The sequence below is a fragment of the Pseudomonas sp. 8O genome, from assembly GCF_902506495.1.
Lineage (GTDB): Bacteria > Pseudomonadota > Gammaproteobacteria > Pseudomonadales > Pseudomonadaceae > Aquipseudomonas > Aquipseudomonas chaetocerotis.
This window is the reverse complement of the sequence record NZ_LR733263.1, coordinates 586183-605355: the sequence shown is the minus strand read 5'-3', so window position 1 is coordinate 605355 and position 19173 is coordinate 586183. Positions and strand designations below refer to the sequence as shown.

The 19173-nt window shown below is 64.9% G+C and carries 18 protein-coding genes; 9 read left to right on the top strand and 9 right to left on the bottom strand.

Annotated features, from left to right (window positions below; genetic code table 11):
* Positions 1-60 precede the first annotated feature (60 nt).
* The 8 genes from lafA to glcD form a co-directional block, all read right to left on the bottom strand.
* Complete coding sequence (gene lafA / locus GV002_RS02710; RefSeq protein WP_160016941.1) at positions 61-939, bottom strand: lateral flagellin LafA; 879 nt, start codon at positions 937-939, stop codon at positions 61-63.
* A 508-nt stretch (positions 940-1447) separates the two neighbouring features.
* Complete coding sequence (locus GV002_RS02705; RefSeq protein WP_003242223.1) at positions 1448-1615, bottom strand: rubredoxin; 168 nt, start codon at positions 1613-1615, stop codon at positions 1448-1450.
* 139 nt (positions 1616-1754) lie between these two features.
* Positions 1755-3455 carry an L-lactate permease gene (locus GV002_RS02700; RefSeq protein ID WP_160016940.1) on the bottom strand — a complete coding sequence of 567 codons (1701 nt, stop codon included), beginning with the start codon at positions 3453-3455 and terminating at the stop codon, positions 1755-1757.
* A 302-nt stretch (positions 3456-3757) separates the two neighbouring features.
* Entirely contained in the window at positions 3758-5935 is a 2178-nt protein-coding gene (locus tag GV002_RS02695) for a malate synthase G (RefSeq protein WP_160016939.1), read from the bottom strand.
* Positions 5936-6385: 450 nt separating this feature from the next.
* A complete protein-coding gene (locus GV002_RS02690) occupies positions 6386-6784 on the bottom strand; it encodes a heme-binding protein (RefSeq protein ID WP_160016938.1) in 399 nt (132 codons plus the stop codon).
* A gap of 89 nt (positions 6785-6873) precedes the next feature.
* A complete protein-coding gene (glcF, locus tag GV002_RS02685) occupies positions 6874-8091 on the bottom strand; it encodes a glycolate oxidase subunit GlcF (protein ID WP_160016937.1) in 1218 nt (405 codons plus the stop codon).
* A gap of 3 nt (positions 8092-8094) precedes the next feature.
* Positions 8095-9150 carry a glycolate oxidase subunit GlcE gene (glcE, locus tag GV002_RS02680; protein ID WP_160016936.1) on the bottom strand — a complete coding sequence of 352 codons (1056 nt, stop codon included), beginning with the start codon at positions 9148-9150 and terminating at the stop codon, positions 8095-8097.
* Positions 9150-10649, bottom strand: a complete 1500-nt coding sequence (gene glcD, locus GV002_RS02675; RefSeq protein WP_160016935.1) for a glycolate oxidase subunit GlcD — start codon at positions 10647-10649, stop codon at positions 9150-9152. The genes glcE and glcD overlap by 1 nt, the downstream gene beginning before the upstream one ends.
* 239 nt (positions 10650-10888) lie before the next feature.
* On the opposite strand from glcD, the gene glcC reads away from it, so the two are divergent.
* Positions 10889-11662, top strand: a complete 774-nt coding sequence (glcC, locus tag GV002_RS02670; RefSeq protein ID WP_072423634.1) for a transcriptional regulator GlcC — start codon at positions 10889-10891, stop codon at positions 11660-11662.
* A 421-nt stretch (positions 11663-12083) separates the two neighbouring features.
* Here the strand turns inward: glcC and flgA are convergent, their stop codons facing one another.
* Complete coding sequence (gene flgA / locus GV002_RS02665; RefSeq protein WP_256667018.1) at positions 12084-12794, bottom strand: flagellar basal body P-ring formation chaperone FlgA; 711 nt, start codon at positions 12792-12794, stop codon at positions 12084-12086.
* Between the two features lie 186 nt (positions 12795-12980).
* On the opposite strand from flgA, the gene flgB reads away from it, so the two are divergent.
* The 8 genes from flgB (at position 12981) to GV002_RS02625 (ending at position 19173) form a co-directional block, all read left to right on the top strand.
* Positions 12981-13334, top strand: a complete 354-nt coding sequence (flgB, locus tag GV002_RS02660) for a flagellar basal body rod protein FlgB (protein ID WP_160016934.1) — start codon at positions 12981-12983, stop codon at positions 13332-13334.
* A 2-nt stretch (positions 13335-13336) separates the two neighbouring features.
* Positions 13337-13765, top strand: a complete 429-nt coding sequence (flgC, locus tag GV002_RS02655; RefSeq protein WP_160016933.1) for a flagellar basal body rod protein FlgC — start codon at positions 13337-13339, stop codon at positions 13763-13765.
* Positions 13765-14442, top strand: a complete 678-nt coding sequence (gene flgD / locus GV002_RS02650) for a flagellar hook assembly protein FlgD (protein ID WP_160016932.1) — start codon at positions 13765-13767, stop codon at positions 14440-14442. The genes flgC and flgD overlap by 1 nt, the downstream gene beginning before the upstream one ends.
* A gap of 36 nt (positions 14443-14478) precedes the next feature.
* Positions 14479-15666: a flagellar hook protein FlgE gene (gene flgE, locus GV002_RS02645; protein ID WP_160016931.1), complete on the top strand. Its 1188-nt coding sequence runs from the start codon at positions 14479-14481 to the stop codon at positions 15664-15666.
* Between the two features lie 9 nt (positions 15667-15675).
* Entirely contained in the window at positions 15676-16407 is a 732-nt protein-coding gene (locus tag GV002_RS02640; protein WP_160016930.1) for a flagellar basal body rod protein FlgF, read from the top strand.
* Positions 16408-16614: 207 nt separating this feature from the next.
* Positions 16615-17400, top strand: a complete 786-nt coding sequence (gene flgG / locus GV002_RS02635) for a flagellar basal-body rod protein FlgG (protein ID WP_072423629.1) — start codon at positions 16615-16617, stop codon at positions 17398-17400.
* A gap of 5 nt (positions 17401-17405) precedes the next feature.
* A complete protein-coding gene (gene flgH / locus GV002_RS02630) occupies positions 17406-18068 on the top strand; it encodes a flagellar basal body L-ring protein FlgH (protein ID WP_160016929.1) in 663 nt (220 codons plus the stop codon).
* 10 nt (positions 18069-18078) lie between these two features.
* Positions 18079-19173, top strand: a complete 1095-nt coding sequence (locus GV002_RS02625) for a flagellar basal body P-ring protein FlgI (protein ID WP_160016928.1) — start codon at positions 18079-18081, stop codon at positions 19171-19173.

Below are 19173 nucleotides of genomic sequence, written 5' to 3'. Positions count from 1 at the left end.
CCGCTGGAGCGGGGCGTTGGGGGGAAGCGGCGCAATCCTTTGCGCCTGGATGACGCGGGATCAGCCCAGCAGGGACATGACCATGCCCGGCATCTGGCCGGCTTGCTTGAGCATGGAGATGCCCGACTGCATCAGCATGGAGTTCTTGCTCATGTTGGCGCTTTCCTTGGCGAAGTCGGCGTCCATGATGCGGCCCTTGGCCATGTCGGTGTTGTCCTTCATGTTGGCCAGGTTGTTGGCAGTGTGGTTCAGGCGGTTGATGTTGGCACCGAAGGCGGCGCGCATGGCGCCAATGTCGTCCAGAGCGGTGTTGATGGTGTCGATCATGGTGTTGGCGCCAGCGGCGGTGGCGATTTCGGTACCGGCAGTGCCTGGGGTGGTGTAGTTGCTGGACAGGCCGTCCAGGGCGGTACCCAGGGCAGCGGACTGAGTCGTAGCGTCCAGTTCCAGCGTTTCGGCAGTGGTGGCGCCGATCTGGAAGGTCACGGCGGCGGCACCGAACTTGCCGGTAGCACCGTCAAGACCGAACAGGGCATCGCCAGCGTAGCTGGTGTTGGTCATGATGTTGGCCAGCTCTTTACCCAGCTCGTCGTATTCGGCTTGCAGGGCGTCACGGTCAGCCTGGGCGTTGGTGCCGTTGGAGGACTGGGTGGCGAGGTCTTTCATGCGCTGAACGATATCGGTCATTTCGCTGAAGGCGCCTTCGGCGGTCTGCAGCAGCGATACCGCGTCGCTGGTGTTGCGCATGGCCACGTCCATGCCGCGCGACTGGGCGTTCAGACGGGTAGCGATCTGCAGGCCGGCGGCGTCGTCGGCAGCGGAGTTGATGCGCAGGCCAGTGCCCAGACGCTGCTGGTTGGTGCTCAGGGCGTTGTTGGTCTTGCCCAGGTTGGTCTGGGTGATCAGCGAGGAGTAGTTGGTATGAATCGACAGAGCCATGATGATAATTCCTTCAGTTGAGTGAAGCTGGCTGTGATTGCCTGCTGTAAGTGAAGGGCGACCGGCTTATGGCGCTAATTAAATGGCGCTGGCGATTTTTTCTGCACCTGTGCACCTGCGGCTGGGTACGGGCTGTCCTGCGTAGGGTGTGCTGTGCGCACCGGCTGTTGTGCTGGCGACTCGAGGTGCGCGCGGCGCACCCTACGGGGCGTCGCGGCAAACGAAAACGGCGACCCTCGGGTCGCCGTTTTGTGAAAACCAGGCGTGATCAGCCGATTTCGATCATTTCGAAATCCATCTTGCCGACGCCGCAGTCCTCCATCCCCGGATTGCATCCGGGCTACAAGGCTACACTTGCGCCGCGGGTACGGGCTGTCCTGCGTAGGGTGCGCTGTGCGCACCGGCTGTTGTACTGGCGACTCGTGGTGCGCGCGGCGCACCCTACGGGGCGTCGCGGCAAACGAAAACGGCGACCCGAGGGTCGCCGTTTTGTGAAAACCAGACGTGATCAGCCGATTTCGATCATTTCGAAATCCATCTTGCCGACGCCGCAGTCAGGGCATAGCCAGTCTTCTGGCACGTCTTCCCAGCGGGTGCCGGGAGCGATGCCGTCATCCGGCCAGCCCTGGCTCTCGTCGTAAATCAGTCCACAGACCACGCATTGCCACTTTTTCATAAAAACCTCAGGCCAATCTCACGGTGTTGCGCGACGCAAGCTACCGCAATTGCACTGATGCGCCAAGCCGGCCGGCGGCAATCGCTGCCAGCCAGTGGCCAACCAAAGGCGGGTCGTGCAGTGCACGACCCGCCAGAAGTCAGCGACTGCTCATCAGTGGATCGGTCAGCGCCATGCCATACATCGCCACCAGCGCGATCACGCCGGCCATGGCGAGATAGTAGAGCGTCGGCAGGATGGTCTTGCGCAGGGTGATGCCTTCGCGTCCGAGCAGGCCAACGGTCGCCGATGCCGCCACCACGTTGTGGATGGCGATCATGTTGCCCGCCGCTGCACCGACCGATTGCACCGCCACCATCATCGCCCCGGATACGCCGATCAGCTCCGCCGCGTTGAGCTGGAACTGCGACAGCATCAGGTTGGACACGGTGTTGGAGCCGGCGATGAAGGCGCCCAATGCGCCGACCGCCGGCGCGAAGAACGGATACACGCCGCCGACGCTGTCGGCCACCAGTTGTGCCATGGCCACGGGCATCGACATCAGGTCGCTGCCGTTGACGCCCGAGTTGATCAGGATACGCACCATGGGAATGGTGAAGATCAGCACGAAGCCGGCACCGAGCAGGGTCTTGCTCGACTCGCCCACTGCCGCCTTGAGCTCGGAAAAGCGCATGCGGTGCAGGAAGAAGGTCACCAGCACCACCATGCACAGGATGCCACCCGGCAGGAAAAGCGGCTCGATGGTGCCGGATACGCCGGTTTCACCGAGGATATCCTTCCAGCCGAAACTCAGGCTCATCAGGGCTGCCTTCACCTCAGGGAAGGTACGCGAGATCACCAGGAACACGGCGAGCAACAGGTAGGGCGCCCAGGCCATGGGGACGGAGATCGGCGCCTTGCCGGCCACCTCGTCGAGCTTCATCTCGATCTTGCCCATCCAGTCGGACGGCCAGTCCTTGGGATCAGCGAAGTCCCAGGTTTCCTTCGGCAGCAGGAAGCCGGCCTTGGCGGCCGGCACCACGATGGCCAGGCCGACCAGAGCGCCGATCATCGAGGGGAATTCCGGGCCGAGGAACACGCCGGCAGCCATGTACGGCAGGGAGAAGGCAAAGGCGGTGAAGATGGCGAACGGTGCGACGGCCAGGCCTTCCTTCCAGCTCTGATTCTTGCCGAAGAAGCGCGTCATGATCATCACCATGATCAGCGGCATCAGCAGACCGATCAGACCGTGGGTGATGGCCACGCGCGAGTAGATCAGGTGGAAGAAGGTTTCCCAGGTGCTGCCGGTGGCCACCAGTTGTTCGGTGATGCCGGTTCTATCCAGGCCGGCGCCGACACCCACCAGAATCGGCGTACCGACCGCACCGAAGGAGACAGGTGTGGACTGCACCATCATCCCCAGCACCACCGCAGCCAGTGCCGGGAAGCCCAGGGCTACCAGCAGCGGTGCGGCCACGGCAGCCGGGGTGCCGAAACCGGAAGCGCCCTCGATGAAGCAACCGAACAGCCAGGCGACGATCAGCGCCTGCACGCGGCGATCCGGGCTGACATTGGAGAAGCCCCGGCGGATCGCCGAGATACCTCCGGAGTGCTTGAGGGTGTTCAGCAGCAGGATCGCGCCGAAGATGATCCACAGGATCGAGGCTGTGAGAATCAGCCCCTGCAGGCTGGAGGCGATGACCCGGTTGAGGGACATGTCCCAGGCCAGCAGGCCGATCACGGCGGTGAGGACGAACACCAGCGGCATCGCGTACTTGGCTGGCCAGCGAAAGCCGATCAGCAGTACACCCGCTAGCACCAGTGGCACGAAGGCCAGGATGGACAGCAGCGTTTGACTCATGGGTTGGTTCCTTCTTTTTCTTGTGAACCACAATTTTCCGGGGACACCCGGCGCCACGCATCTGGAAGGGCCGGGCGCCACGGCACCGACCTTTCCGCGAGCTACGACGGCAGGGAGCCCCCATCGTCGCGCTCATGCTCGAAAGCCCCGACGGTCAGAAACCGTCAGGGCTTGCTACTGCTCCGTGGAGGCGTCAAGAGCCATCCACGGTTGTTAACCCCCTTGTGTAGGAGCCCCGCCCGGGGCGAAGCTTTTCTCCTGCTTCGCGGCGGGGCGCCGCTCCTACATGATCGGTGAGATGCTCAAACCTCCTCTTTGAAACGCAAACGCCAGGCATGCAACAGCGGCTCGGTGTAGCCGGACGGCTGCTCGCGGCCCTTGAACACCAGGTCACTGGCGGCTCGGAAGGCATGGGATTTCTCGAAGCCCGGTGCCATTGGCCAGTAGGCCGGATCGCCGGCATTTTGTCCGTCGACCACCTGCGCCATGCGTTGCAGCGTCTCGCGCACTTGGGCCTCGCTGACCACGCCATGGTGCAGCCAATTGGCGATGTGCTGAGCCGAAATCCGCAATGTGGCGCGGTCTTCCATCAGGCCGACGTTGTGGATATCCGGCACTTTGGAGCAGCCCACGCCCTGCTCGACCCAGCGCACCACGTAACCGAGGATGCCCTGGCAGTTGTTGTCCAGCTCCTGCTGGATATCGCTGGCGCTCCAGGAGCGTTCGGCGCTGACCGGTACGCTGAGCAGGTCATTCAGCAGGCTGTCGCGCTGACTGGCCAGGTCGATCAGCTCCAGCTCGCTCTGCACCGCCTGCACGTCGATCTTGTGGTAGTGCAGGGCGTGCAGCACGGCAGCGGTCGGCGAGGGCACCCAGGCAGTGTTGGCGCCGGCTTTCGGATGGCCGATCTTCTGTTCGAGCATGGCCGCCATCAGGTCCGGCATGGCCCACATACCCTTGCCGATCTGCGCCCTGCCCCGTAGCCCGCAGGCCAGGCCGACCAGCACGTTGTTGCGCTCGTAAGCCTGGATCCAGGCGCTGGATTTCATATCGCCCTTGCGCAGCATGGCGCCGGCTTCCATGGCGGTGTGCATCTCGTCACCGGTGCGGTCGAGAAAACCGGTGTTGATGAAGGCCACGCGCGCGCTGGCGGCCTCGATGCAGGCCTTGAGGTTGACGCTGGTGCGCCGCTCCTCGTCCATGATGCCCATCTTCAGGGTGTTGGCCGGCATGCCCAGCAACTGTTCGACGCGACCGAACAGCTCGTTGGCGAAGGCCACTTCGAACGGGCCGTGCATTTTTGGTTTGACGATATAGACGCTGCCGGTGCGCGAGTTGCCACGACGCTTGAGGTCATGCAGGGCGATCAGGCTGGTGACCACGGCATCCAGGATGCCTTCGGGAATCTCATGGCCTTCGCCATCGATGATGGCCGGGTTGCTCATCAGGTGGCCGACGTTGCGCACGAACAGCAGCGAGCGACCGTGCAGGGTCAGTTCGCTGCCGTCGGCGCCGGTGTAAGTGCGATCCGGGTTGAGGCGGCGGGTGATGCGCTTGCCGCCCTTGTCCAGTTCCTCGGCCAGGTCACCTTTCATCAGGCCCAGCCAGTTGCGGTAGATCACCACCTTGTCAGCGGCGTCGACGGCGGCCACCGAATCCTCGCAGTCCATGATGGTCGACAACGCCGCTTCCATAAGCACGTCCTTGACGCCCGCTGCGTCGGTGCGGCCGATGGGGCTGTCCGCGTCGATCTGGATCTCGAAGTGCAGGCCGTTGTTCTTCAGCAGCACCGCGTTCGGTGCGACCGCATCGCCCTGAAAACCGACGAATTTCTCCGGCTGTGCCAGGGAGGCCTGCGCGCCGCTGCTCAGGGTGACCTGCAACTGGCCGGCGACCACGGCATAGGCGCTGGCGTCGGCGTGCGAGCCCTTAGCCAGAGGCGCCGCCTGGTCGAGGAAGGCGCGGGCGAAGGCGATCACCTTGGCGCCGCGTACTGCGTTGTAGCCGGGGCCCTTGCTCGCGCCACCCTCTTCGCTGATCGCGTCGGTACCGTAAAGGGCGTCGTACAGCGAGCCCCAGCGGGCGTTGGCAGCGTTCAGCGCGTAACGTGCATTCATCACCGGCACCACCAGTTGCGGGCCGGCCTGGCTGGTGATTTCGCTGTCGACGTTGGCGGTGGTTGCCTTGACCTTCTCTGGCTGTGGCAGCAGATAGCCGATGGTGCCGAGGAAGGCACGGTAAGCGTTCATGTCGCGGATCGGGCCGGGGTTGGTGCGATGCCATGCGTCCAGCTCGGTCTGCAGGCGGTCGCGCTCGACCAGCAGCGCACGGTTGCGTGGCGCCAGATCGTGCACCAGCGCGTCGAAACCGCTCCAGAAGGCCGCAGCCTCGATACCGCTGCCGGGCAGCACTTCGTGTTCGATGAACTGCTTGAGCTCGGCGGCTACCTGCAGGCGCTGACATTGCACGCGTTCGGTCATTTTTCTGTTCTCCTGTCTATTCGCTCCCCTCTCCCTTTGGGAGAGGGGCTGGGGGTGAGGGGTTATGGCGGTGCGCTGCAAATGCCCCTCATCCGGTATTTCGTGCCACCTTCTCCCAGGGGGAGAAGGGCATCAGTTGGCGGCTGCGTTGCAAAAAAACCTCATCTGGTACTTCGTGGCAGCTTCCCCCTTGGGGGAGAAGGGCATCGGTTGGCGGCTGCGTTGCAAATGCCCCTCATCCGGCACTTCGTGCCACCTTCTCCCAGGGGGAGAAGGGCATCAGTTGGCGGCTGCGTTGCAAAAGCCCCCTCATCCGGCACTTCGTGCCACCTTCTCCCAGAGGGAGAAGGGCATCGGTTGGCGGCTGCGTTGCAAAAGCCCCTCATCCGGCACTTCGTGCCACCTTCTCCCGGAGGGAGAAGGGCATCAGTTGGCGGCTGCGCCGCATGTTTAAAGGGCCGCAATACCTGCTTTGGCCACCTGCGCATCCTGCTCGGCCTTGACTCCAGACACGCCGACGGCGCCCACCACCTGGCCGTCCACCAGGACCGGCACGCCACCCTCCAGCGAGGTAATCAGCGGCGCGCTGAGGAAGGCGCTGCGCCCGCCATTGACCATGTCCTCGTAGCCCTTGGTTTCGCGGCGGCCAATGGCGGCGCTGCGCGCTTTCTCGGTGGCGATGTAGGCGCCGATCGGCGCGCAGCCGTCGAGGCGTTCCAGGGCCAGCGGGTGACCGCCGTCATCGACCACGGCGATGGCGACGGCCCAGCCCTGTTGCTGCGCTTCGCTGCGGGCCGCCTGGAGGATCTGGGCGACTTCGTTCTGGCTGAGTACGGCTTTCTGTTGCATGGCATACCTCGTATTCGTGGTTTCGTAGCCCGGATGTAATCCGGGATTTACGGCGTTCGTTGTCCCGGATTTCATCCGGGCTACGGCGATCAGTGCATGGCCTCTTCGACTATTTCGATCCAGTGCCTCACCGGTGTGCGGCCAGCGCCGTCCAGATGGGTCTGGCAGCCGATATTGGCGGTGACGATGGCGTCGGGCTTGCCGCTTTCCAGGGCGTTCAATTTGTTGTCGCGCAGTTGCCTGGAGAGCTCTGGTTGGGTCAGCGAATAGGTGCCGGCCGAGCCGCAGCACAGGTGGCCGTCCGGTACGGCAGTCAGGCCGAAGCCAAGGCGACTCAGCACGCCTTCCACTGCGCCGCCAAGCTTCTGCGCATGCTGCAGGGTGCAGGGGCAATGGAAGGCCAGGCGCTGCTCGGCGCGTACCTGCAGCTTCTCCAGCGCCTCGCTTTGCAGCACCTCGACCAGATCCTTGGCCAATGCGCTGACCTGCGCCGCCTTGGCGGCATAGGCCGGATCGCCGGCGAGCAGATGGCCGTAGTCCTTGACGAAGGCGCCGCAGCCGCTGGCGGTCTGCACGATGGCTTCGGCGCCGGCCTCGATGGCCGGCCACCAGGCGTCGATGTTCTGCCGCGCACGTTGCAGGCCGGCTTCCTGGGCGTTGAGGTGATAGTCCACGGCGCCGCAGCAACCCGCTTCGCGAATCGGCGTGACGCTGATGCCGAGGCGATCCAGCACGCGCGCGGTAGCAGCGTTGGTGTTAGGCGACAGCCCCGGCTGCACGCAGCCTTCGAGCATCAGTACGCGGCGGGTGTGCTGCTGCGCCGGGCGCGGCTTGGCTGGGCGAATCTCGCGCGGCAGCTTGGCCTTGAGCGCGGCCGGCAGCAGCGGACGCAGGGCCAGGCCGGTCTGGGTCAGCGTCCTGAACAGCGCCGGTCGTGGCACCACAGCGCGCAGGCCCTGACGCAGCAGGCGTTCGTTCAGCGGCCGCGGCACCGCCTGCTCGACCACTTCGCGACCGATATCCAGCAGGTTGTGGTACTGCACACCGGACGGGCAGGTGGTTTCGCAGTTGCGGCAGGTCAGGCAGCGATCCAGATGCTGCTGGGTCTTGGCCGTGACTTCGTTGCCCTCGAGCATCTGCTTGATCAGATAGATGCGCCCGCGTGGGCCGTCCAGCTCGTCGCCGAGCAACTGATAGGTCGGGCAGGTGGCGTTGCAGAAGCCGCAATGCACGCAGGAGCGCAGGATGCGTTCAGCTTCCTCGGCGCGCGGCAGGCGTTTGGCCTGTTCACTCAAATTGGTCTGCACGTCTTATACCTCGGCGTACATGCGGCCAGGGTTGAAAATACCCTGGGGGTCGAGCTGGTTCTTCAGCTGGCGCTGGTAGCGCAGCAGCGGTGCAGCCAGCGGCTGGAAAGGTTGCGTCTGGCCGGCAGCGAAGCAGGTGGCATGGCCGCCGAGCTTGGCCGTCACGCGCTGGATCAGCTCGCCATCGGCGTCCGTCTTCAGCCAGCGTTGCGCGCCGCCCCAGTCGATCATCTGGCGACCGGGCAGGTCGAGCAGGCCGCTGCCCACCGGCAGCGACAGGCGCCAGAGCGTGCCGCTGCCGCTGAAGAACGGCAGGCGCTGTTCGCGCAGCTGCTGCCAGTAACCGCTGTCGATCTCTTCGCCACCGAGACGCTGGCGTGCGGCCTGTACCGAGCCCTCGCCACCTTCCAGGCGCAGGTGCAGCGCTGCGCCGTCGTGGCTGGCCGCGCTGATCGGCAGCGGCTGCTGGCCCCACTCGGCGAGCTTGTTCAGTGCATGCAGGGCGTCCACTTCCAGGCGCAGGCTGAGCACCTGACGCGGCTTGGGCAGCACCTTGAGCGACACTTCGGCGAGCAGGCCGAGGCAGCCGAAGCTGCCGGCCATCAGGCGCGACAGGTCGTAGCCGGCGACGTTCTTCATCACCTCGCCACCGAAGCGCAGCAGCTTGCCCTGGCCGGTGATCACGCGGGTGCCGAGCACTTGGTCGCGCACCGATCCGGCCCAGGGCCGGCGCGGGCCGGACAGCCCGGCAGCGACCATGCCACCGAGGGTGGCGCCATCGCCCAGGTGCGGCGGCTCGCACGGCAGCATCTGGTTGTTGGCCTCCAGCGCCGCCTCGATTTCGGTGAGTGGCGTGCCGGCGCGAGCGGTGAGTACCAGCTCGGTCGGGTCGTAGCTGACGATGCCACGGTGCAGCCGGGTGTCGAGCACCTCGCCGCTGGTGGCGCGGCCCAGGTGGGCCTTGCTGCCGCTGCCCTGGATGCGCAGCGGCGTGGCGCTGTTGAGCGCGTGGTTGACCTGTTCCAGCAACGCGGCGCTGGCGTCGAAATCATGCGACATCAGAAACGCTCCAGTTCCGGGAAGGGCAGTTGGCCGTGGTGCACGTGCATGGCGCCGAACTCGGCGCAGCGGTGCAGGGTGGGAATGTTCTTGCCCGGGTTGAGCAGGCCGCTGGGGTCGAACGCCGCCTTCACTGCGTGGAACAGGGTGATTTCGTCGCTGTTGAACTGCGCGCACATCTGGTTGATCTTCTCGCGCCCCACGCCGTGCTCGCCGGTGATGCTGCCGCCGACCTTGACGCAGAGTTCGAGGATCTTGCCGCCGATGGCCTCGGCCCGCTCCAGCTCGCCAGGCACGTTGGCATCGAAAAGAATCAACGGGTGCATGTTGCCGTCGCCGGCATGGAACACGTTGGCCACGCGCAGGCCGTACTCTTCGGACAGCTCGGCGATGCCGCGCAGCACACCGGGCAGCTCGCGGCGCGGGATGGTGCCGTCCATGCAGTAGTAGTCCGGCGAGATGCGCCCGACCGCGGGGAAGGCGTTCTTGCGGCCGGCCCAGAATTTCACCCGCTCGGCTTCATCGCGGGCCAGGCGCACTTCGGTGGCGCCGGCCTTTTCCAGCACCTCACGCACCCGCTCGCAGTCGTCGGCCACGTCGGCTTCCACGCCGTCCAGTTCGCACAGCAGGATGGCTTCGGCCTCTACCGGGTAGCCGGCGTGGATGAAGTCCTCGGCGGCGCGGATGGCCAGGTTGTCCATCATCTCCAGGCCACCAGGAATGATGCCGGCAGCGATGATGTCGCCGACCGCGCGCCCGGCCTTTTCCACCGAGTCGAAGGCCGCCAGCAGCACCTTGGCCACCTGCGGCTTGGGCAGCAGCTTGACGGTGACCTCGGTGACGATGCCGAGCATCCCCTCGGAGCCGGTGAACAGCGCCAGCAGGTCGAAACCGGGGGCGTCCAGAGCTTCGCTGCCGAGGGTCATGAACTCGCCCTCGACGGTGAGGATGTCGACCTTGAGCAGGTTGTGCACGGTCAGGCCGTACTTCAGGCAGTGCACGCCGCCGGCATTCTCGGCGACGTTGCCGCCGATGGAACAGGCGATCTGCGAGGACGGGTCGGGGGCGTAATACAGGTCGAAGGGCGCGGCGGCCTGGGAAATCGCCAGGTTGCGCACGCCGGGCTGGACCCGGGCGAAGCGACCTTCGCGGTTGATCTCGAGAATCTGGTTGAAGCGCGCCATCACCAGCAGGATGCCCTTTTCCAGCGGCAGTGCGCCGCCGGACAGGCCGGTACCGGCGCCGCGCGCCACCACCGGTACGCCACGGGCGTGGCAGAGCTTGAGCAACTGCTGCACCTGCTCGATGCGCTCGGGCAGCACTACCAGCATCGGCGTGGTGCGGTAGGCGGACAGGCCGTCGCACTCGTAGGGCTTGAGGTCTTCCTGGGTGTGCAGGATGTCGAGGTCAGGCAGGCGCTGGCGCAACTCCGCCAGCAGGGCGGCCTTGTCGACCGTGGGTAGCGCGCCGTCGACGCGCTCGTCGTACAGAATGCTCATGGCAGGCTCAATCGTGGACGTTGTTGTTATTGGCGGTCATGCCGCGACCTTGGGCCGCATGTTTAGGCCGCCAGCATTTTTACGTCCATCCTCTTTGATGCTGGTAGGACCAGTTTCTTTCGTCAGGCTTTCACCATGGATGGGGCTAAGGTCTTATCCCGCGTGGCTTGCCTGTCGACATCCACAGGGTCTAAGGTGGTCCTTAAAAATTGGTACGACCAGTTCTGCGGAGGTGGCGAATGGACGGGCAACAAGGCGTCGCACGGCGACAGGTCAGCGATGTGGTGGCCGAGCGTATCGAACGGTTGATCGTGGACGGCGTGCTCAAGGTGGGGCAGCCACTGCCGTCGGAGCGGCGCCTGTGCGAGAAACTGGGTATCTCCCGTTCGGCGCTGCGTGAAGGGCTCAAGGTGCTGCGCGGTCGCGGCATCATCGACACCGCTCAGGGCCGTGATTCGCGGGTGGCCAAGCTCAGCGGCGAGCGCGACGCCAGCCCGCTGATGCACCTGTTCAACTCGCAACCGCGCACCCTGTACGACCTGCTGGAGGTGCGTGGTCTGCTCGAAGGCGAGTCGGCGCGCCTGGCGGCGCTGCGTGGCACCGAGGCGGATTTCGTCCTGCTGACCCGGCGTTACGAAGAAATGCTGGCGGCCCATGCGCAGGAAAATCCGGTCGACCCGCGCGAACATGCGCGTCTCGACCACGCCTTCCACCTGGCCATCTGCGAGGCCTCGCACAACCCGGTGCTGGTGCACACCCTGCAGTCGCTGACCGACCTGATGCTGAGCACCGTATTCGCCTCGGTGAACAACCTTTACCACCGCCCGGCGCAGAAGCGGCAGATCGACCGTCAGCATTCGCGGCTGTACCACGCAGTGATCGAACGCCTGCCGGAACAGGCGCAGCGCGCCGCGCGCGACCACATCAACAGCATCCGCGACAACCTGCAGGAGATCGAGCAGGAAGAGCAGCGCTTGGTGCGCGCGACCATGCGTCTGGAAGGCTGGGCGTAGCGCGGGTGAAACCCGGCTGATGATGGTGGCGGGTGATCGTTCCCACGCTCCGCGTGGAAACGCGGCCCCAGACGCTCCGCGTCTGCCGCAAGACAGACGCACACCGTGACTTGGCGCAGAGCGCCCATACAGGGGCTACCACGCAGAGCTTGGGAGCCATCTAGAAACCCGGCTGATGATGGTGGCGGGTGATCGTTCCCACGCTCCGCGTGGAAACGCAGCCCAGACGCTCCGCGTCTGCCGCAATACAGACGCACACCGTGAACTGGCGCAGAGCGCCCATACAGGGGCTACCACGCGGAGCGTGGGAGCCATCTAACGGTGGCGGGTTGCACCCGCCCTACATACTTGTGGGAGGGGCTTTAGCCGCGATCTGCCAGAGCCGCTCGCCGCTGAAGCGCCTCCCACGTGGCATGACACCCTACCTGAAGATGCTGGTCACCACTCCTTCTTCCACGACCTGTGCTTCGATCACCTTCTGGCTGCCGAGGTTGCGCACGCGGATCACCTCGCCTTCGCGGCCATTGGCCAGGGCTTCGCCGGTGGCCGACGCGGAGATACCGTCCTGGCTGGCGATGATGGTCACCTGCTGGCCGCGACGGATCAGCAGGGGCGCGGCGAGCAGATTCGGCGCGATCAACTGGCCGGCGCGCAGGCGACGCTTGGCGCCCTGGCCGATCACCTCGTCGACGCTGTTATAGAAGCCGCGTGAGGCTCTGCCGACGTTCACTTCCTGCAGTTGCAGCTGTTCGGCGGTGATGGTCTGGCCGCGTTCGATCACGCGGGCGGCATGCACGGCCGGCAGGAACACGCTGGCTTGCACCAGGGCCGTGACGCTCCAGCCGGGCGCATCGGCGCAGCTCAGGTCCAGGCGTTGACGTGACAGGGGAGAGGGATCGTCGCTGCTGACTGTCACGCTCAGCACCTGGGTACAGGCCGGCAGGCGCTCGGCGCTATTGAGCAGGGTGATATCGAGGCTGTGGCGCTGCCCTTGCCAGGCCTGACGCCTGGCTTCTTCAGTCAGCATCTGCTGCATGTGTGCGGTCACGGCCTGGTCGATCTGGCTGGTGGCATCGGTCTCGCCGTACGCAGCGCTCAGCGGCAGCAGGGCAAGGAGGAAAAACGTCGACACCCAGGCGGAAAAGCCCTTTCCGCTTTTCCTCCAGGCCGCGCTTCGATGCGGAAGGAAGGCGACGCGGAAGTCGTCTTTATGTCTTTTAAATGCCTTTAAAATCAATGTGATACGGCTCTCTACTGGGTTGGGCACGCTTTGTGCTGAAGGCACCTGGGCACAACCTTGGGTTAAGGGTACCGGTAAATGAGTATACGGATTGATGACGTGGTGGGCCTGCATTCGCGAGCGATCGAACTGCGTATGCAGCGCAGCGAAATCCTTGCTGCCAACCTGGCCAACGAAGACACCCCGGGCTTTCTCGCCCGTGACATCGATTTTGCTGGCGAGATGCGGCAGCTCGACTCGCAGCCCGCATTCGCCGCCAGCAGCGCGGATCTCAAGTACCGCGTACCGACCCAGCCGTCACAGGACGGCAACAGCGTCGAGCTGAGTGTGGAGCAGGCCGCGTTCTCCAAGAACAGCATGGACTTCCAGACCAGCCTGACCTTTCTCAGCATGAAATTCCGTGGCCTGAAACAGGCCATCGAGGGGCGTTGATCATGGCTTTCGACTCCATCTACCGCATCGCCGGCTCGTCGATGAACGCGCAGACCGTGCGCCTCAACACGGTGGCCAGCAACCTGGCCAACGCCGATTCGGCCGCTGCCAGCGCCGAGGACGTGTATCAGGCACGCAAGCCGGTGTTCGCTGCCGTCTACAACAACGACCAGTTGACCCGCAGCGCAGGCATGGGCGGCGCCCATGTGCAGGTGCTCGATGTGGTCACCGCCGGTCGTGAACCGGTGCGCCGCTATGAGCCGGACAATCCCCTGGCCGACGACCAGGGCTACGTGTTCTACGCCGACATCGATCAGATCGAAGAGATGACCGACATGATGTCGGCCACCCGCAGCTTCGAGACCAGCGTCGAAGTGCTCAATCGCCTGAAAAGCATGCAGCAGGGCCTGCTCAAGCTCGGAGAATCCTGATGACCACGGTCAGCAATAACAGCCAGAACAATCCCGCTTACAGCATCGACGAGGCGGTGAAGCAGTCGGTCAACGTCAGCGACGCGACCCAGCTGGAAAACAACTTTCTCACCCTGATGGTCGCGCAGATCCAGAACCAGGACCCGACCAAACCGGTGGACAGCACTGAGTTCCTCAATCAGTTCGCCGCCATGAGCCAGGTCAAGAGCCTGGAAAACATGGCCTCGCTGAGCAAGAGCAACCTGGTGCTGCTGGACAACCTGCAGACCCTCACCGCCGCTGGTCTGGTCGGCCAGGAAGTGAAGGTAGCGACCGAGCAACTGGAGCTGGGTGCGGACAAGGTCAAGGGTGAGATCAACCTGGAGCATGCCGCCGGCACGCTGGCTCTGGTGGTCACCGACAGCAATGGCGTGAAGAAGGAGATCGCGCTTGGCAGCCAGGCGCCGGGGCGCGTGCCCTTCGAGCTGGACCCCGAGGCCCTTGGCCTGGCGCCGGGCAGCTACAAGGTCGAGGTCAAGAGCGACAGCGGCGAGTACCCCAAGGTCGAGGTGGCCGGTCGCGTCACCCAGGTGCGCGTCAGCGCCGAAGGGCCTGTGCTGGAAGTCGTCGGCGTTGGCACCGTGCCCTTCTACAACATCACCGAATTCGGCCAGACGCAGACCGCCGGTCTGCTCTGAACCCTCCTACTCGTTCAATTCAAAGGTCCAGTCGCCATGAGTTTCAACATCGCCATGACCGGCCTCAGCGCCGTCAACGAACAGCTCAACACCATCAGCCACAATATCGCCAACGCCGGCACCACCGGCTTCAAGTCCTCGCGCACCGAGTTCGGCAGCATCTACGCCGACAGCCAGGCGATGGGCGTGGAAGTGCTGGCCACCACTCAGAGCATCAGCCAGGGCGGGTCCCTGGTGACCACCGGGCGCAGCCTGGACCTGGCCATCTCCGGCGGTGGCTTCTTCGTCACCCGTGATACCAACGGCGACCTGAGCTACACCCGCGCCGGCGTGTTCGGCGCCGACAAGGACAACAACATCGTCAACGCTGCCGGGCAGACCCTGCAGGGTTATCCAGTGGACGCCGCCGGCAACCTGCTGGTCGGCGCCATGGGCGACCTGCAACTGCAGAACGCCAACCTGCCGGCCCGCGCCACCGACACCCTGGCCTTCGTCATGAACCTGGACTCCAACCAGACCGTGCCGGCCACTGCGCCGTTCGACCCGGCGGACGTGAATACCTACAACTCCACCTACACCACCAAGGTGTTCGACTCCCAGGGCAAGGAACACACCCTGACCCAGTACTTCGTAAAGACTGGCGCCAACACCTGGGATGCCCACTACTACCAGGGCAACACCGCTGTCGGCGGCCCGCAGGCACTGACTTTCGGCACCAACGGCACGCTCACCGCGCCGGTTGGCCCGGTCAACGTCGGCTTCGCCCTGCCGGGCGTCGACCCGATGAACATCGCCATCGACTACAGCAACTCCAGCCAGTACGGCTCCGACTTCGTCGTCACCAGCAACCGCGCCAGCGGCTATGCCGCAGGCGAGCAGACCGGTCTGGCGGTGGAGAAGGACGGCATGGTCTACGCCAACTACAGCAACGGCCAGCGCATGCTCCAGGGCCAGGTGGCGCTGGCCACCTTCGCCAATGCTGGCGGCCTGAAGAACATCAGCGGCACCGCCTGGGTGGAGACCGCCGATTCCGGCGCTGCACTGATCGGCGTGCCGGGTGTCGGTCCGTTCGGCGAGCTGGTGGCCGGTTCGCTGGAGAACTCCAACGTCGACCTGACCCAGCAACTGGTCGGTTTGATGGAGGGCCAGCGCAACTACCAGGCCAACACCAAGGTGCTGACCACCAACAAGGAACTCACCCAAGTGCTGTTCGGCGCGATCTGAGGCTGACCCATGGACCGTCTCGGTTATACCGCAATGACTGCCGCCAGCCGCACCATGAGCTCGCTCACAGTGCGCGCCAACAACCTGGCCAACGTCAACACGCCCGGCTTTCGTGCCGACCTGGAGCAAGCCCAGGCCGTCGCCGTGGAAGGCTACGGCTACGACAGCCGGCACCTGGTGCGGGTGAAGAACAACGGCGTCAACCTCGCCCCCGGTGAGTTGATGGCGACCGGCCGTGATCTCGACGTGGCGATCCAGGGCCGTGGCCTGTTCACCGTCGAAGGCGATGGCGGTGCAGAGCGCTACACGCGCAACGGCGCGCTGCAGGTCGATGCCGAGCTGCGCCTGACCCTGAACGGCCGCGCCGTGCTGGGCGAGGGCGGCCCCATCGTGCTGCCCGAGTACGACAGCCTGCACATTGGTCGTGACGGCACCGTTTCGGTGATCCCGCGTGGTGACTTCGTAACCGCCGAGGTTGATCGCATCCGCGTGGTGGATGTCGACGCCGCCGACCTGACCAAGGATGCCAGCGGCCTGCTGGCGCGCACCGACGGTCAGCCGGCCGAGGACATGGAAACGCCGGTGCTGGTCTCCGGTTACCTGGAGGCCAGCAACGTCGGCGCCATCGATCAGTTGGTGGCGACCATGAGCCTGAACCGCCTGTTCGAGACCCAGGTGAAGATGATGAAGGCCGCCGAGGACCTGTCCGAAGCCGGCAACCGGATGATTCGCGGCAGTTGATGAGGGGGCGAGGGTAGGAGCCGGCTTGCTGGCGAACCCGCTGCCCCTGATCGCGAGCGAGCTCGCTCCTACAGATACGGCGTAGCGTCGAGGATTCGACGTCAGTCGGTATGGAGCGCTGACAGAACACCACTACGTAGCCCGGATGCAATCCGGGAACGATTTCCCCGGATTGCATCCGGGCTACAGGTATAGAGGAGACACGACATGAGTTCCGCACTTTGGGTCAGCAAGACCGGCCTGGCTGCTCAGGACAAGGCCATGAGCGCCGTGGCCAACAACCTGGCCAACGTCAACACCAATGGCTTCAAGAGCGACCGCGTGGTGTTCGAGGACCTGTTCTACGCCATTGAACTGCAGCCGGGTGCGCAGGCCGATGAGGTCAACACCGTGCCTTCGGGCATCCAGCTCGGCAGCGGTGTGCGCGTGGCCGGCACGCAGAAGGTGTTCACCGAAGGCAGCATCCAGACCACCGGCCAGCCGATGGATCTGGCCATCATCGGCGCCGGCTTCTTCCAGGTGGAAGCGCCCAACGGCGACATCTACTACACCGAGAACGGCCAACTGCAGCTCAATGCCGAAGGCATGATCGTCAACTCCCAGGGCCTGCCGCTGACGCCGGCCATCGAAGTGCCGGCCGGTAGCAGCCGCTTCACCGTGGGCAGCGACGGCATCGTCACCGCCGTGCTGGCCGGCGATACCCTGCCTTCGGAGCTGGGCCAGATCACCCTGGTCAGCTTCACCAATCCGAGTGGCCTCGAAGCGCTCGGCGGCAACCTCTACCGCGAAACCGTGGCCAGCGGCGAGCCGGTCGAGGGCGTGCCCGGCGAAGAAGGCTTGGGCAACCTCAAGCAGGGCGTGCTGGAAGGCTCCAACGTGCAGGTGGTCGAGGCGATGGTGGCGATGATCTCCATCCAGCGCGCCTACGAGGCCAACGCCAAGGTGCTCGACGCCGCGTCGGGCATGCAGCAGTTCCTCAACCAGACCGTGTGATTGCCATGAAGCGCCTGATCCCGCTCGCTCTGCTCCTGACCCTGGGTGGTTGCGCCAGCTTCAACGAGATGCTGCCCGACGAAGACTCGAGCCAGTACGAACCCTTGCAACTGGACTACAGCGTGCCACCGAGCACTGGTGGCGGGCTGTTTCGCAGTGGCTACAGCGGCTCGTTGATCGGCGACAAGCGTGCGGTGCGGGTCGGCGACATCCTTACCGTGGTGCTCGACGAGTCCACCCAGTCGAGCAAGAGCGCCGGCACCAGCTTCGGCAAGAGCTCGGGCGTGTCCGTCGGTATTCCCACGGTGCTGGGCAATACCTACGACCGTCTGGAAAGCTCCGCCGAGGCCGAGCGCGATTTCAATGGCTCGGCGCGCAGCTCGCAGCAGAACACCCTGCGCGGCTCCATCGCGGTGACCGTGCATCAGGTGCTGCCCAACGGCACGCTACTGATCAAGGGCGAGAAGGCCCTGCGCCTGAACCAGGGCGACGAATACATCCGCCTGGTCGGCCTGGTGCGCATGGACGACATCAACCGCACCAACCAGGTGTCCTCGCAGAACGTGGCCAACGCGCGCATCTCCTACGCCGGGCGCGGCGTGCTCAGCGACAGCAATTCGGCCGGTTGGCTGACGCGTTTCTTCACCAGCCCGCTGTTCCCGCTCTGAGGCCCAGACCATGATCAAACGTATTCTCGTCGCCTGTGTCCTGAGCTGGCCGCTATTGGCCAAGGCCGTGCCGCTGATGGACCTGGTGGACATCGAAGGCATTCGCGGCAACCAGCTGATCGGCTATGGCCTGGTGGTAGGCCTCGACGGCACCGGCGACAAGAACCAGGTGCGCTTCACCAGCCAGTCGGTGGCGAACATGATCAAGCAGTTCGGCATCAACCTGCCGCCGAACGTCGATCCCAAGCTGAAGAACGTCGCGGCGGTAACCGTGACCGCAGAAATTCCGCCGTCCTACAGCCCGGGGCAGACCGTGGATATCACCGTCGCCTCGCTGGGCGATGCCAAGAGCCTGCGTGGCGGCCAGTTGCTGATGACCCCGCTGCAGGGCGTCGACGGCGAAACCTATGCCCTGGCCCAGGGTGCCATCGTCGTTGGCGGCCTCAATGCCACTGGGCAGAGCGGCTCCAGCGTGGCGATCAACTCCGCCAACAGTGGTCGTGTACCCAATGGCGCCACCGTCGAGCGCATGATCCCCAGCGACTTCAGCACCCGCGACGACGTCATGCTCAACCTGCGCCAGCCCAGCTTCCAGACCGCCGCGCGGGTGGTCGAAGCGGTCAACGGCCGCTTCGGCAGCGGCACCGCCAGCGCCCTGAACTCGACCAAGATTTCCATTCGCGCACCCATTACCAGCACCCAGCGCATCGGCTTCATGGCCATGCTCGAAGGCCTGGAGGTGGAAGAGGGCCGCGAGCGGCCGCGTGTGGTGTTCAACAGTCGTACCGGCACCGTGGTGGTTGGCCAGGGTGTGCGCGTCAAGGCCGCCGCCGTGGCCCATGGCACGCTGACCGTGACTATCAGCGAGAACCCCCAGGTCAGCCAGCCCAATGCCTTCTCCGGCGGCCAGACCGCCGTGGTGCCGCGCTCCGATGTGGCTGTCAGTCAGGACAAGAACGCCATGTTCAAGTGGCCTGACGGCGCCAGCCTGGACAGCATCATCAACACCGTGAACAGCCTCGGCGCCACCCCGGACGATGTCATGAGCATCCTCCAGGCGCTGGAACAGGCCGGTGCCCTCAACGCTGAACTGATCGTGATCTGA